At 64.9% G+C, this 14,557-nt stretch carries 13 protein-coding genes; 7 read left to right on the top strand and 6 right to left on the bottom strand.

The window, feature by feature from the left end; genetic code table 11:
• Window positions 1-49 precede the first annotated feature (49 nt).
• The 3 genes from BEN49_RS18060 to BEN49_RS18050 form a co-directional block, all read right to left on the bottom strand.
• Window positions 50-553 carry a hypothetical protein gene (locus tag BEN49_RS18060; RefSeq protein ID WP_070745849.1) on the bottom strand — a complete coding sequence of 168 codons (504 nt, stop codon included), beginning with the start codon at window positions 551-553 and terminating at the stop codon, window positions 50-52.
• A 184-nt stretch (window positions 554-737) separates the two neighbouring features.
• A complete protein-coding gene (locus BEN49_RS18055; RefSeq protein ID WP_070745848.1) occupies window positions 738-1,181 on the bottom strand; it encodes a Fur family transcriptional regulator in 444 nt (147 codons plus the stop codon).
• Window positions 1,182-1,865: 684 nt separating this feature from the next.
• On the bottom strand, window positions 1,866-2,777 hold the full coding sequence (locus tag BEN49_RS18050; RefSeq protein WP_070745847.1) for an NAD(P)/FAD-dependent oxidoreductase: 912 nt from the start codon (window positions 2,775-2,777) through the stop codon (window positions 1,866-1,868).
• Between the two features lie 317 nt (window positions 2,778-3,094).
• On the opposite strand from BEN49_RS18050, the gene BEN49_RS18045 reads away from it, so the two are divergent.
• Both BEN49_RS18045 and BEN49_RS18040 read left to right on the top strand, forming a co-directional pair.
• Window positions 3,095-3,436 carry a hypothetical protein gene (locus BEN49_RS18045; protein WP_125916998.1) on the top strand — a complete coding sequence of 114 codons (342 nt, stop codon included), beginning with the start codon at window positions 3,095-3,097 and terminating at the stop codon, window positions 3,434-3,436.
• Window positions 3,437-3,669: 233 nt separating this feature from the next.
• Entirely contained in the window at window positions 3,670-6,249 is a 2,580-nt protein-coding gene (locus tag BEN49_RS18040) for a TonB-dependent receptor (protein ID WP_239691992.1), read from the top strand.
• A 111-nt stretch (window positions 6,250-6,360) separates the two neighbouring features.
• On the opposite strand, the gene BEN49_RS18035 is transcribed toward BEN49_RS18040, so the two are convergent.
• A complete protein-coding gene (locus tag BEN49_RS18035) occupies window positions 6,361-6,804 on the bottom strand; it encodes a GNAT family N-acetyltransferase (protein ID WP_070745845.1) in 444 nt (147 codons plus the stop codon).
• A gap of 204 nt (window positions 6,805-7,008) precedes the next feature.
• Here BEN49_RS18035 and BEN49_RS18030 point away from each other — a divergent pair, with 204 nt between their 5' ends.
• The 3 genes from BEN49_RS18030 to BEN49_RS18020 all read left to right on the top strand — a co-directional run bounded on the left by BEN49_RS18030 (window position 7,009) and on the right by BEN49_RS18020 (window position 8,346).
• The gene (locus BEN49_RS18030; protein ID WP_070745844.1) at window positions 7,009-7,416 is read left to right on the top strand and encodes a hypothetical protein; all 408 of its coding nucleotides are present in this window, start codon (window positions 7,009-7,011) and stop codon (window positions 7,414-7,416) included.
• Between the two features lie 83 nt (window positions 7,417-7,499).
• On the top strand, window positions 7,500-7,940 hold the full coding sequence (locus tag BEN49_RS18025; protein WP_070745903.1) for a DUF6526 family protein: 441 nt from the start codon (window positions 7,500-7,502) through the stop codon (window positions 7,938-7,940).
• A 103-nt stretch (window positions 7,941-8,043) separates the two neighbouring features.
• Complete coding sequence (locus BEN49_RS18020) at window positions 8,044-8,346, top strand: DUF4286 family protein (protein WP_070745843.1); 303 nt, start codon at window positions 8,044-8,046, stop codon at window positions 8,344-8,346.
• 177 nt (window positions 8,347-8,523) lie between these two features.
• Here the strand turns inward: BEN49_RS18020 and BEN49_RS18015 are convergent, their stop codons facing one another.
• Window positions 8,524-8,955, bottom strand: a complete 432-nt coding sequence (locus tag BEN49_RS18015) for a hypothetical protein (RefSeq protein WP_070745842.1) — start codon at window positions 8,953-8,955, stop codon at window positions 8,524-8,526.
• Between the two features lie 153 nt (window positions 8,956-9,108).
• On the opposite strand from BEN49_RS18015, the gene BEN49_RS18010 reads away from it, so the two are divergent.
• Window positions 9,109-11,157 (top strand): M13 family metallopeptidase, encoded by a 2,049-nt coding sequence (locus tag BEN49_RS18010; protein ID WP_239691991.1) that lies wholly within the window; start codon window positions 9,109-9,111, stop codon window positions 11,155-11,157.
• A 222-nt stretch (window positions 11,158-11,379) separates the two neighbouring features.
• Window positions 11,380-12,792 carry a carbohydrate porin gene (locus tag BEN49_RS18005; protein ID WP_070745841.1) on the top strand — a complete coding sequence of 471 codons (1,413 nt, stop codon included), beginning with the start codon at window positions 11,380-11,382 and terminating at the stop codon, window positions 12,790-12,792.
• 39 nt (window positions 12,793-12,831) lie between these two features.
• Here BEN49_RS18005 and BEN49_RS28305 read toward each other — a convergent pair.
• On the bottom strand, window positions 12,832-14,557 hold a 1,726-nt coding region (locus tag BEN49_RS28305; RefSeq protein WP_158023000.1), incomplete at its 5' end, for a hypothetical protein.

Here is a 14,557-nt window from a genome sequence, read left to right as displayed (position 1 = left end):
AGTGCGTTCCAAGCCGAAAAAAACTGTCAGGTTGACAGCGTGAGGGCCCTCAGGGGCGGTCGTAGTAGGCGCGGGGCTCCTGCACGCCGCCCGGCGGCGGGGGCGTGGGGCCGAAGGCCACGTCCCACTCGTGCAGCAACTCGGGCACTAGCGGCGAGTAGTCGGTGAGCCAGCGCAGGCCGGCCACGGGCTGCGAGAAAAACTGCACGTCGAACTTGATGAACGGCCGGGCCATCAACAGCAGGCCCTCCACGGCTTGCTGGTTGTAGATGCGCCGGGGCGAAAGCACAATAACTACCTGTTTTAGAGATAGATGCAGCGAATTTGGAATCCACTGGGTGGCCAGCCAAGCCTGGTCGTAGGCCGAAATATCGGGCAGAGCATCTAGCTCAATCAAGCACCGGCGCACGCTCAGGCGCTGGGCTACCGCCTGGGCCCGGGTGAGGGCGTCGCGGAAATGGCTCATGTCGCGGCCCGCGGCCCAATTGGTGCGCAGCAAACCCAAGGGCTCGCTGTGTTGCATCAGCAGTTCGCCAATTTCGTTGATAATCATATAAGATATAGCGCCTAACGGCGCGGGGCCCTGCAAGGTTAGTGCAATAGTACGCAAAGGCCAGTATAAAATTGTGCATTGCTTACGGGCCCAAACTACTAAAAAACGCCGCTTCCGGATTTGGTACTACGGCCAATGGGGCGAAAAACCCGACTGATGCACTGCTTCACTCGGCCAATTGGGGTTAGCCAGCAGGCTGGCAAAGCTGGCACGTGCCCGAAAGCAGGTAGTCGCGCCGCTCGGCCTGGAAGCCGCCGGGCAGCGTTACGGCCGGGATGGCGACTTGGCTCAGGCAATACGTGTGGGCGCAGGTGCCGCACTTGAAGTGCACGTGGTTGTCGAAGTGGGCCCCGGCGCTGCACTCGATGGAGCAGGCCGCGTAGCGCAGCACGTCCGAATCGTCGATGACGCGGTGGATGAGGCCGCTTTGCTCGAAGCTTTTGAGGGTGCGGTACAGGGTGATGCGGTCGGTGCCGGGGCCCGTTTCCTGCTCAATCTCGGCCCCGGTGAGGGCGTAGCCCTTGCCCGTGAGGGCGGCCAGCACGGCGCGACGCACGGGCGTTTGGCGCAGCCCGTGGCGGGTGATGGTTTGGGCGAGGCGGTCGGGGGCAGGAGCGGCGGGGGGCATGGGTCAAAACTATGGGTAAGGGGCGGCATGCGCCGCCCCGCTGCGAAAACCCCTACCTGCCGCGCAGGGTTTCCGGCCGCGCCCGCCGGGGGCCCCCAACTCACGCCCCGGGGGCCCCCGGCGGGCGCGCCAAACCACTCGGCTTGCAGGCGCCGCACGGCCGCGTCGGAGCCGGTGAGCCAGTGCAGGGCCGCCGCCGCGTCGTCGAAAAATTGAAACTGAAAGCTGCGCAAGTGACTGGGGCCCAGCATATTTTCTATCTTGGCCCAATTATGCAAATCGTACTCATTGTCGAACACCATGGCTGCTTGCAGTAGGCACGCCTGCCGGAGAATACCCGGCACCCAGTGCTGGGCCAGCCAAACTTCTTCGGTAACGGAGGTGGGCGGCATCCCTGTAAAATCGACCAGCACCCGGACGGCCTGGCGCTCGGCCAGCAAGACCAGCCCCCGCATGAATGCTGGCCGGGTATGGTCTTCCGATGGCACCGCCCACTGGAAGCGCAGCAGGCACAGCTCCGCGTCGGCTTGCGCCACGAGCGAATCGATAATGGGAAGGAGCATGAGCAGGTAGGGCGCGAAGGGCAGCCGGTAAAAATACGGCGATAAGCTCCTCATTTTGCAAGTGCGCCCGGGGCCCCCGTGCACTTGCACCGCCCGCGCCAGTGGAGTTCTCGCTAAACCCTCAGGCCGCCCAGCGCCGCATTTTGGCGATGAACAGCTTGCTCAGCCCTGCGCCCACGGCGTTGCCAGCGGCCATGGCCTGCACCAGTTGGTGCAGTGGCGAGCAGTTATCGCCCAGGGCGTACACGCCGGGCACGGTGGTTTGGTTTTGCGCATCAATTTGGAGTAAGTTGTTCTCCGTGAGGGCGCAAACCAGCTGGGCGGGCAGCGCACTGGCCTGCCGCCAGGGCAGCCGGGCGTATAGAACCGCCGCGGCGACCAGCCGGCCGTCGGCCAAGCGCAGGCCCTGGAGCCAGCCCCCGGCCTGCGCCACGGCGGCAATGGGCGTTTCGACCACGGGCACGCGCCAGGCGGCGAGCTGCGCCCGCACGGGGGCCCCAAACGTGGCCGGGCCGTTGGTGAACACCGTCAGGTCGCGGGTCCAGTTGAGGAGCAGCTGGGCCACTTCGCCCACGGCATCGCCGTTGAACCACAGGCCGGTGGGCTGGTCGGCCACCTCGTAGCCGTGGCAGTACGGGCAGTGGATGATGCTCTTGCCCCAGCATTCGGCAAAGCCGGGCACGGGCGGCAGCTCATCGCGCAGGCCGGTAGCCAGGGCCAGTACCTCGCCCCGGAAGCTCCCGTGCCGGGCTGTGCCGATGGCAAATGTGCCGTCGGGCAGCTTCTCGGCCGTCGTGGCTTCGGCGGCGAGCAACTGCACGGTGGGGTAGGTGGCCAGCTGCTGGCGGGCCTGGGCCGCCAGGTCGGCGGGGGCGTCGCCGTCATGCAGCAACAAGTTGTGGGCGTGGGGCGCAAAGCGGTTACGCGGCAGGCCCGCATCGATGACCAGCACCCGGCAGCGGGCCCGGCCCAGGGCCATAGCGGCGCTTAGTCCGGCGTAGCTACCGCCCACAATAATGACTTCGTGCAGCATAGGATAAGGCAAAAATTGATTGGTTCAGGTGGGCATTGGTCGCCTGGGGCCCATTGGTATTGCGAAGGTAGCAGGCATTATCACAAATGCAACTTAGTTGCATTTGTGATAATGCCTGCTACGTGCCTGCTAACTACTTGTTGCTGGCTACTGACAATAAAGTATGGTTGAGCTTAATTAATTGATCAGAAAAAGAATGTCCGCTGCAACTTGGCGCAATTATGTTGCAGCGCCATACCTTTGGGGACCCGGTGGGCTGCCGGCCTGCGGGCCGCGTGGCCCTGCCACGTAGCCCCTTGCCCGCGTTATTCGTGCTCTTGCGTCGCCAACTCTGCGCTGCTTTCTTGCTGCTCTGCTTCGTGCGGGTGCTGCTGCCCGAGGCGTGGGTACTGGCACTGCACGCCCACGTGCACACTACCGCCGAGCCGGCGCGGCGCGCCAGCTTCGGCCCAGTCAAGGGCAAGGCCTTGCTGACGGCTCAGCACAAGCACTGCCACGAAGACGTGCTCTACGACGCACCTTTCCAGCCGGCCGCGCCGGTGGCGGTGCCCGTGCCCACGCGCTCGGCTGTGGTGGGACTGCGCACGCCCTTTGCGGCGTCGGTGTGGGCCGAGGCCGTGGCGGCGCAGCGCTGCCTGCGGGGGCCCCCGCTGGCATAGCGCCGCCGCATTACCTGGCAGGGCCCCTGGGGCCCCGGCCGCTCACTTAATTTTCTGGGGCTATCGGCTGCGCCCACTGGCTTGGCGCCGGGGGCGGTTTGCCCACTGCTTTGCGCAAGGCTTGCCGCTGATGGCCACGCATTTAAATAACACAACTTGGTATGGGGACTCACGCACGACTCAATAAATACGCCTTGCCGCGTTCGGCGGCTTCTGCCTTCTCCCGTTTGGTTTTGGAGAAATTGCGGGAAGGCTCCGGCCCTTGGCCGGGGCTTTCTTTCGCGGCAGCTAGCTGGTCGCGCGCCACTTTCCTCGCCCCGCTGGGGGCCCGCAACGGCTTGCGCTTGGTGGCCATCAACACCTTGCTGCTAAGCGGGCTGGCGCTGCACGTCGGGGCCCAAACCCCAGCCCCCGCGCCGCGGACCCGGCCAGCGGCCGCAATGGCCTTCACCGGCCACGTAACCGATGCCGCCACCGGCGAGGCCGTGCCGGGGGCCACCGTGCTCTTCACCGACCTCAAGCAGGGCACGGCCACCGACGGGGCCGGCAATTTCAGCTTTGCCAACCTGCCAAGGGGGCGGTTCGGGGTGCAGATTCGCTCGCTGGGCTACACCACCGTAAGCCTGACCGTGGACACGGGCGCGGGCCAGCCGCTGGCCGTGAAGCTGACCCCAGCGGCCACCGAAATTGGCCAGGTGGTGGTCACGGGCGTGTCGGCGGCTACCGAGGCGCGTCGCTCGCCGGTGCCCACCACGGTTATTGACCGCACCCGCCTCAACCAAACCTCGGGCACCAACGTGATTGACGCCATTGCCCACACGCCGGGCGTGAGCCAGATCACCACCGGGGCCGCCATCAGCAAGCCGGTGGTGCGCGGGCTGGGCTACAACCGCGTGACGACCCTGAACAACGGCGCCAAGCAGGAAGGCCAGCAGTGGGGCGACGAGCACGGCATCGAAATCGACGAGTTCAGCATCGACCGGGCCGAGATCATCAAGGGCCCCGGCTCGCTGCTGTACGGCTCCGACGCCATGGCCGGCGTCATCAACTTTCTGGCCCCCGAGCCCATTGCCGAGGGCCACATCACCGGCTCGGCCACGGCCAACTACCAGACCAACAACCGCCAGCAGGGCTACTCCTTCGAAAACGCGGGCAACCTGAACGGCCTGAACTGGCTGGCCCGCGGTAGCCGAAAGGTGGCCGGCGATTACCAGAACCGCTACGATGGCCGCGTTTTCAATTCGGGCTTCAACGAGTGGGATGCCAACGGCTACGTGGGCCTGAACAAAAGCTGGGGCTACTCGCACCTCACCTTCAGCACCTTCAACCAGCAGCTGGGCCTGATTGAGGGGGCCCGCGACTCGGCCAGCGGGCGCTTCGTGCGCGATTATTCCGTTGCCGGGGCCCTGGTCTCGGTGCCGGTGGCCAACACCGGGTTCAGCGGCTACGAGCTGGCCGTGCCGCGCCAGCAAATCAACCACCTGCGTATCGGTGCCGACAACAGCTTCATCCTCGGTGACCGTGGGGCCCGGCTGGCGCTGCAAGTGAACTACCAGCAGAACCTGCGCCGCGAGTTCGGCAACGCCCTCGACCCCGCCGAAACCAGCCTCTACTTCCAGCTCCGCACCCTCGACTACGCCCTGCGCTACTACCTGCCCGAAATGGCCGGCTGGAACCTGACCGTGGGCACCAGCGGCCTGCACCAGCAAAACCGCAACCTGGGCCAGGAATTTCTCATCCCGGGCTACGTGATGAACGAGGCCGGCCTGTTTGGCGTGGCCAAAAAATCCATCGGCAACCTCGACCTCAGCGGCGGCCTGCGCTACGACGTACGCCGCATCGGGGCCGATGCCCTATTTCTGGACACCGACGGCCGGCCCACCACCTCCGGGGCCCCCGATTCCGAAACCAAGTTCGGCGGCTTTCGCAGCACGTTTAAAAACTACAGCGGCAGCCTAGGCGCGGCCTATAACCTGAGCGACCGGCTCACGGTGAAGGCCAACGTGGCCCGCGGCTTTAGGGCCCCCAACATTGCCGAGCTGGGCTCGAACGGCCGCCACGAGGGCACGATTCGCTACGAAATTGGCCAGTCCGACCTCAAGGCCGAAACCAGCTTGCAGGTCGACGGCGGTATCAGCTACGCCACCGACCACGTGCGCCTGACCTTGGACGCCTTTGAGAACAGCATTGACAACTACATCTTTACGCGCCGCATCCTCAACCGCGCCGGCACCGACTCGATGACCGTGGCCACGGCCGAAGACCCCAGCGTGGGCGTGTACGAGTACGCTCAGGGCCGCGCCCGCCTAGTGGGCGGCGAGGCCACCTTCGACGTGCACCCGCACCCCTTCGACTGGCTGCACTTCGAGAACTCTTTTTCGATGGTGCGCGCCCACCAGCTGGGCGTGAGTGATGCCGAGCGCTACCTGCCCTTCATCCCCGCCGACCGCTTGCAGTCGGAGTTGCGCGGCAACTTCCGCCGCCAGGGCAAACGCCTCACCAACAGCTACGTGCGCTTCCAAGTGGAGCACACGTTTGCCCAAAATCGCTATTTCTCGGCCTTCGATACCGAAACCGCCACGCCTGGCTACACGCTCTTCAACGCCGGCGTGGGTACCGACGTGGCCGACGCCCGGGGCCGCACGCTGTTCTCGCTCTTCGTCACGGCCAACAACCTGTTCGACGTGGCCTACCAAAGCCACCTCAGCCGCCTCAAATACGCCGACCTGAACTACACCACCGGCCGCATGGGCGTCTTCAACATGGGCCGCACAGTAAGCGTGAAAGTGGTGGTACCGCTGAGCTTCAAGTAAGGATGTAGCACAACTGTAGCGTGGACTTTGTAGTCCGCGGCGCTGCCCGGTCGCTGTACGATTATCGGCAGGACGAAGCGAGAGCCGCGGACTACAAAGTCCGCGCTACATTTACTCGGGCCCCGGGTAGGGGTTGGGGTGCGCAATTTCCAGCCAGCGCTCGGTGTTTTTCAGGGGTGTGTAGCCATGTTGCTGGTAGAGGGTGTGGGCATCGAGCGTGGCCAGTAGGTGGCGGCGCAGGTTTTGCAAGTCGGGGTGGGCCAGCACGGTGCTTACCAACTGCTTGGACAGGCCCTGGCCCCGGAACTCGGGCAGCACAAATACGTCGCACAGCCAGGCAAACGTGGCCCTGTCCGTCACAACGCGGGCGAAACCAGCCAAGCGGCCATCCGCAGCGTAGGCCCCGAAGCACAGGGAGTTGGACAGGGCCCTGGCTACCGTGGCGTAGGGAATGTGGCGCGCCCAGTACGATTCCTCACTGAGGTAGCGGTGCACGGCGGCCACGTCGAGCCGGGCGGGGTCGGTGCTGATGGTAAAAGCAGAAAGCGGGGCCATAACGAAAGCAGGCGAGGGCCTGTAGGCAAAGGTGCAAAAGTGTGTCGTACCCCCACTGTGGGCGCGACGCGCAAATTTATTGCTGGCTTGTGCCGAGAGCCGCCCCGGGGCCCCAGCGCCGCGCATTATTCTACCAGCTTGAACTTGAGCTTGGCCGTCTGCGTAATAGGCGCGCAGTTCAATTCCGCTGCCCAGTTATTCGCCATGAAAAAGATTTTTGTATTGGCCGCTTTGGTAATGGCCGGCACCGCCGCCCACGCCCAGACCACCGTTCCCGCAACCACCACGGCCGACCCCGCCATGGCCGTGCCTACGCCCACAGCTGCCGAAGCGCGCGACACTTACAAGCAGCAGCAAGCTCAGGCAAAGGATGCCAGCCAGGCAACTCGCGAAAGCAAAAACGCTTACAAAGAGCAGCAGCGCGTGCTGAAGGACCAGAAGAGCCAGATGCGTGCCCAACGCTCGCAGGCTAAAATGGCCAAGGAGCAGATGAAGCAGCAGAAGACGGCTGAAAAGGCTGCTAAGGACCAGGAAAAGGCCGCCAAGCAGCAGGCCAAAGCCGCTAAACAGATGGAAAAAGCCCAAGAAAAGGCCGCCAAGGCCGCGAACTAATCGCTGGGCTTGCCCGTAGGAAAAGCCCCGGCCCCGCGCCGGGGCTTTTTTATTGCCCACCCCGCTGACTCTTGGCTTTTTTCATGGCTGCTAAAAATCCCGTTCAATTGTACCCCTGGCACCATTTCGTGCTGCTGCCCGCCGCCTTTATTGTGGCGGGCTACGGCATTACCCGCTACGTGCACGTGGCCGGCGACGACGACCAGATTGCCCGCCTGTGGTTCACGGTGGCGGCCCTGGCGGTGGTGGGGCTGGGGGTGCTTCTGATGCTGCGCCAGCACTACGCCCTCGTGCTGCAAGACCGCATTTGCCGCCTCGAAGTGCGCCAGCGTTACTTTGAGGTGAGCGGCCAGCGCTTCGCCCCGCTCGAAAAAAACCTGTCGCTGAAGCAGATTCTCACCCTGCGCCTGGCCGGCGATGCCGAACTGCCCGCGCTGGCCCAAGCCGCGGTAAAGGAACAGCTTTCGCCGGCCGACATTAAAGCGCGCATCAACGATTTCCAATTTGACGCCATGCGGGTCTGAGACCGGCCACTTGGAAAGAGGGCCCCCGCGGCGCTTGCTTTGTGCGCTGGGCGGGCCGGTTTCTCGATGCTGGCTGCTCTTGCTTACTGATTTATAGTTTGTTATGATTCTTTACAACGTTACGACCAGCCTAGAGCCCGCCGCGGCAGACGAATGGGTGGCCTACATGCGCGACACCCACATGCCAGAGGTAATGGCCACGGGCTGTTTCATCAAAAACCAGCTCTGCCGCCTGCTCAACGAGGAGGACGACGGCATCACCTACGCCTCGCAGTACTACTGCCTGAGCCTGGAGCAGCTCGAAGCTTACCAGGAGCACTTTGCCCCGGCCCTGCGCGCCGACATGGACCGGCGCTTCGCCGGCAAGTACGCCTCGTTCCGCACCACGCTGGAAATAGTGGCGTAGCCAGGGCCCCCGGGGTCTTTTTGCTTTGGCGTTATCCAAGTAAAAGCGTTTGTCATTCCGACGAAGGAGGAATCTGGAAACTGTTCTTTGACGGGTTTATTCAGATTCCTCCTTCGTCGGAATGACAGCCTTTTTAGGGCCCCTGGGCGGCTACCGGCACCCGCCCGCCTGGGGGCCCTACTTTAGCAGCCAGCCGAGCAGCGCTAGCCGGGCCGACCAGGCCAGGGTGCGCAACCAGTTGGTGCGTATGAGGCCGTCGATGGTGATGTAATCGTAGCCGTTGGCCTCCAGGCGGTTGTGGAACGGAACGGACACGAAAAACGTGACGGCCCAGACGAATACCACCAACCCGAAGCTCCACCAGCTGGCGCCGTGGGGCAGGGCCCCGCGCCCGGCCCAGGCTAGCCACGCCGCCAGGGCCAGTTCCACCACCATAGGGGCTAGCACCACGTAGCTCATGCGCTCGGTATGGGCGGCGTGGTAGCGCGGAAATTCGGCCTTGCCCACCAGCGCGAAGCTAGGGTAATGCACCACCTGCACCGTCCAGATGAGGCCGGTGAGGTAGGCAGCCAGGGCAAAATTGAGCAATAGCAGCAGGCGGAGCGACACGGCGGAAACGGTAGCGGTGGAAGATGCGCCGTGTACGCAAAACACCAACCCTTCATCTATTGCTGGGCCACCAAGGGGCCCTGGGGCCCGGTTTCGGCTTAACATTGCCGAACCGACCACCGCGCCCCGCCCGGGGCCCTACGCCACCGCCCCATGATGAACCGAAACCTCCTGGCCCTGCCGCTGCTGGCGGCCCTGGCCACCGCCTGCAATTCGGCGCCCACCGCGGGCGACGCCGGCGCCAAGCCCGATTTGCTGCGCGCCGCCCTCGACACCACGGTGGCCCCGGGCGACGACTTTTTCAGCTACGCCAACGGCACCTGGATCAAGAACCATCCGATTCCGGCCTCGGAAAGCAACGCGGGCATCGGCATTGAGGTGCAGAAGGAAATTTACGCCCGCCTGCGCGAAACCAGCGTGGAGGCGGCCAAAGCCAGCGCCGCGGCCGGCAGCAACCAGCAGAAAATCGGCGACTTCTGGGCCGTAGGCATCGACTCAGTGAAGGCCGATAAGCTGGGGGCCACACCCATCAAGGCCGAGCTGGAACGGATTGCGGCGATGAAAACGGTGGCCGAGGTGCCAGCCGTCGTCGCCCACGAAATCCAGCTGGGCGTGCGCGCCCTGATAGGGCCTCGGGTGAGCCAGGACGACAAGAACAGCGATAAAATGGCGCTGTACTTGTACCAGAGCGGCCTGGGCCTGCCCAACCGCGACTACTACTTCAACACCGATACGCGCACCAAAAACATCCGCCGCGCCTACGTGCGCCACGTGGCCAGCGTCTTCAAGCTGCTAGGCCAGGACTCGACTGCTGCCAACGCCAATGCGGCCCGGGTGATGGCCCTGGAAACCACGCTGGCTAAGTCGTCGCGCAAGCTCGAAGCCCTGCGCGACCCCTACAAAAACTACAACAAGATGACCATCGCGCAGCTCGACAAGCTGACGCCGGGCATTGACTGGCAAACCTGGTTCGGCCAGCTGGGGGCCCCCCGCGTGGATACCGTGATTGTGGGCCAGCCCGAGTTTTACCAAACGGTGGGCCAGCTGCTGAAAACCAAGCCGGTGGCCGATTGGCAAGCCTACCTGACCTGGGCGGTGGCCCGCGAGTATTCGCCCACGCTAAGCCAGCCATTTGCCGACGAGAGCTTTAAGTTTTACGGTACCACGCTGCGTGGGGCCAAGGCCATGCGCCCCCGCTGGAAGCGTGTGCTCGACATGGAGGAAGACGCGCTGGGCGACGCGCTGGGCCAGCTGTTCGTGAAGGAGTACTTCAAGCCCGAGGCCAAGGCCCGCTACGACACGCTGGTGAAAAACGTGGTGGCCTCCTTTACCGAGCACATCAAAAATGTGGACTGGATGAGCGCGCCCACCAAAGTAGTGGCCCTTGACAAGCTCCACAAAATAGCGCCGAAGGTGGGCTACCCCAACAAGTGGAAGGATTATTCGTCCCTGACCATTGACCGCAGCTCACTGGCCGCCAATGTGATGCGCGCCAACCAGTGGCAGTACAACTACCAGCTGCACAAGCTGGGCCGGCCCGTGGACCGCACTGAGTGGGGCATGACGCCCCAGACCTACAACGCCTACTACAACGGCTCGAACAACGAGATTGTGCTGCCCGCCGCCGCCTTCGCCATCCCCACGCTGCTCGACGCTGATGCCGACGACGCGCTGGTGTACGGCTACGCCGGGGCCAGTACCATCGGCCACGAGCTGACCCACGGCTTTGATGACGAGGGCAGCCAGTACGACGCCCACGGCAACCTGCACGAGTGGTGGAGCAAGGCCGACCGCGAACACTTTAACCAGCGCGTGGCCGTGATTGTCAAGCAGTTCAATGGCTACACGCTGCTCGATAGCATGCACATCAACGGCAAGGCCACGGCCGGCGAAAACATTGCTGACCTCGGCGGCATCGTCATTGGCCTCGACGCTTTTAAGAAGACCAAGGAGTACAAGGAAGGTAAAAAAGTGGCCGGCCTCACACCCGTGCAGCGCTACTTCCTCGGCTACGCGCTGGGCTGGCAGATGCACGTGCGCGACGAAGCCCTGGCCTCGCAGCTGCTTACCGACGTGCACTCGCCGGCCCAGTACCGCGTGAACGGCCCGATGGCCGACGTGCCCGCCTTTTACGAAGCCTTTGGGGTGAAGCCCGGCCAGAAGCTGTTCATTCCGGACTCGGCGCGGGTGAAAATCTGGTAGGAAAAGCCGCGTTTTCGTCAGCGGTGATACCTGAAGACCGGGCCCCGGGCGCCGTACTGGCGGCCCGGGGCCCGGTTTGTTGTTGGGGCCCTGGATAAGTTCAACTTTAGGCGTGAGTGGTTGACTGTCAAGATGAAAGTTTTGTGAAAACGTGGTGAGGCCCTTGGCTGGCCGGTACCTTTGCCACCCGCAACGGTTGCGGTGATTTCTGTTTTTGATTTGATGCCACGCTATTTTTTCCGCCCGCTGGGGCTGGCAGGAGCCACCCTGCTGCTCGCGGGCCGCGCCCTGGCCCAGGGCGGCGTTACCTCGCCCGTGGGTAGTTTGCCCGCGCAGCTACCCGCCGCTGCCTCGGCCCAGGAGCCCGTGCACCACGACCACGACGCGGCCAGCAACTGGAGCCTGCACTTTCAGCAGACCATTATTCAGCAGTGGCACAATGATTTGAGCCCGCGTTACGCCGGGCCGTTCAGCTTGCAGGCGCGGGAGCAGGCCAAGCTTTCGCTCACCACCACGCTCTTCATCGGGCGGCGGCTGTGGAAAAATGCGGCCGTGTATTTCAACCCCGAAGTAGCCGGCGGCAGCGGCCTGAGCGGGGCCACCGGCATCGGTGGGGCCCCCAACGGCGAAACCTTCCGCATTGGCGACCCCGCGCCCCAGGTGTACCTGGCGCGGCTCTATTTCCGGCAGCTGTGGGCGCTGGGCGCCGAGCAGGAGAAAGAGTTTGACGACGACCTCAACCAGGTGGCCGGCCTGCGCCCCCGGCGCTACCTGGCCCTGAACGCGGGCAAGTTCAGCGTGGCCGATTATTTCGACCAGAACAGCTACTCGCACGACCCGCGCACCCAGTTTTTTAACTGGAGCCTGATGAGCGCCGGCGGTTGGGACTACCCGGCCAACGTGCGCGGCTACACCGTGGGCGCGGTGCTGGAGTACGTAGCCCCCGGGGTGGCCCTGCGCGCCGGCATTGGGGCCATGCCCACCGATGCCAACGGCCCCACCCTCGATTTTCACTACGGCAAAGCCCAGGCCCTCACCGTGGAGGCCACCAAGCCTTACACTCTGGGCGGCCACCCCGGCGCGGTGCGCCTGCTGGGCTTCCGCAACCAGGCGGCGATGGGCAGCTACGTGCTGGCCGTGCGCAATGCCGCCGGGGCCCTACCCGACGTGACGGCCGTGCGCGCCGAGCGCCGCACCAAGTACGGCTTCGTGGTGAACGCCGAGCAGGAAATCAGCAAAGAAGTGGGGGTGTTCGGTCGCTTCAGCTACAACGACGGCCACAACGAAACCTGGGCCTTCACCGAAATTGACCGGAGCCTGAGCGTGGGCCTCACCAGCACCGGGGCCCGTTGGAAGCGCCCCACCGACCGCCTCGGCGGGGCCCTGGTGGCCAACGGCCTTTCCAAAGACCACCGCGCCTACCTGGCGGCCGGCGGCTCGGGCTTCATACTCGGCGATGGGCGGCTGGATTACGGCCTGGAGTACATCGGCGAGGTGTACTACAGCATCGACTTCCCGCGCTACCACGCCGCGCTAAGCCCTGATTACCAAATTATTTTCAACCCCGGCTACAACACTGGCCGCCTGCCGGGCCCGGTGCACGTGGTGGGCCTACGGGTGCACGTCGAGTTTTAACAAGCCCCCACCCGGCCACAAATTAGGGCCCCCGGGGCCCTACTTACGGTTGGGCAGGGGGCCCTGGTCGGCCTTCTGGCTGAGCTTTTGGGCGAGTGGGCCGGGCACGCCGGCGCTGTGCAGCACGCCCCGGATGAGGCCCTGCCGCCACACCGTAACTACGGAGGCCCGCAGGTCGCGGCGCACCTGCATGTCGCCCATCACCAGGCGGCCGCTGGGGCGCGGGTTGTCGTCGCGGATCACCAAGCCGTTCACCAGCCCACTCTTGGCGCGGCTCCACAATGTCTTCTTCACCTCGCCTTCTTTATAGCTCAAGAGGTCGAATTTCAAGCCCGTGTACTCGGCCCAGACCTGGCCGGTAGCTTGCTGGCGGTCAACGTTTAAAGCAAAGCGAATCTGCTGCACGGCACCGCCTTTGAAGGCAATTAAGCGCGTGGGCTGCGTCATGGGGTTGAGGATGCTGAGCGACGCCGGCCCGAAGCTGCCCCAGAGGCGGTGGTGGCCCTGGGGGTCGAGCATGGGCGCCGAGAGGTGTAGCTCCATCCGGCAGCTGTCCTGCAAATAAGCGGTGGCCGTGCCCGTGAGCGGGTGCTGCAACGACTGCCGCCGCGGATCGTTGCTGAAGTTGTGCAGCGTGGCGTTGAAGCGGGTGATGTTGAACGTGCCCACCAGGGGCGTGCTCGTGCTGCGGTAGCTCGTGGCAATGGTGCCGTTGCGCACGTCCACCCGCCGCACGTCCACCACCAGCTTGAGCTTACGCAGGGCTTCGGGCGTCATAATGGAAATGTGCGGGTTTAGGGGCCCCCGGCCGTCGCTGCCTACCAGCATCCAGGGCCTCTCCAGCATCAGCCGCGCCATGTGCACCTCGCTGCGGTCAGACAGCGTGGAGAAGTCAAAGCCTTGGGCCCGCAGTACGTCAAGCCGAATCGTCAGCTGCGACAGTTGGTAGCCTTTGTGCAGGTTGAGCTGGGCCGCCGTCATCACGGGCCGCACCAATAACTTGTTGATTTGAAGCAGGTGCGCGTCCGTGTCAACCGTCATGCGTTCGGCGCTGGTTGGGTACACTGGCGCGTCGAACACGGCCGACAGGCGCCCCGTGTGCCCCTTCCAGGCGCGGGCGTACACAATGCGCCGGGCCCCGGCCTGCCCCGCAGCGGAGTCCACGCGCAGGGCCCGGGCCTCGGCGTACACGTGCCGTACCGCCGGCCGGTGGCGCAGCCCCGCCACCGCCAGGTAGCCGTCGGCAATGGTCAGGCGACCCAAATCGATGCGCTTGGCGAGGGGCGCCAGCAGCTGCCACAGCGGCGGCGGGGCCTGCTTCGGCGGCCGAAACGTGAGTTGGGCCCCCGCCAGCCGCGCCGAATCGACCACGAGGCGGTGCTGGTGCTGCCAGGTGGCCGCCCGCAGGCCGCGCACCACCAGGTGTGGCAGCGCCATCGCCACGCGCACCGCCCCCGGCTTGCCCTGCCCCGGTGCGGGCGGCGCAATGCGCATGGAATCGAGGCGAAATACTTGTTCCTGGCTCGAAAAATAAACCTGCCGGGCCCCCAGCCGGTGCCCACCTAGCTGGCCCGTGGGCTCGCGCAACGTGGCGCGCCACGCCGCCGCAAAGCCCAGCCGCGCCGAGTCAGCCGCTCCGGCCGAAGTAAACAGCACGTCGCGGGCCACCACGTCGCCGCGGCCAGTGCACCCACTGGGGCCCCGGCCGGGCCGAAGCTGCCGCTGGCGCGCCCGCAGCGCCACGTAGCCCCAGCCGCGCCGCCGC

Origin of the sequence: Hymenobacter coccineus (assembly GCF_001816125.1) — a bacterium.
GTDB classification, from domain to species: Bacteria; Bacteroidota; Bacteroidia; order Cytophagales; family Hymenobacteraceae; genus Hymenobacter; species Hymenobacter coccineus.
The sequence above is the reverse complement of the archived record's forward strand: the minus strand, read 5'-3'. Positions and strand labels throughout refer to the sequence as shown.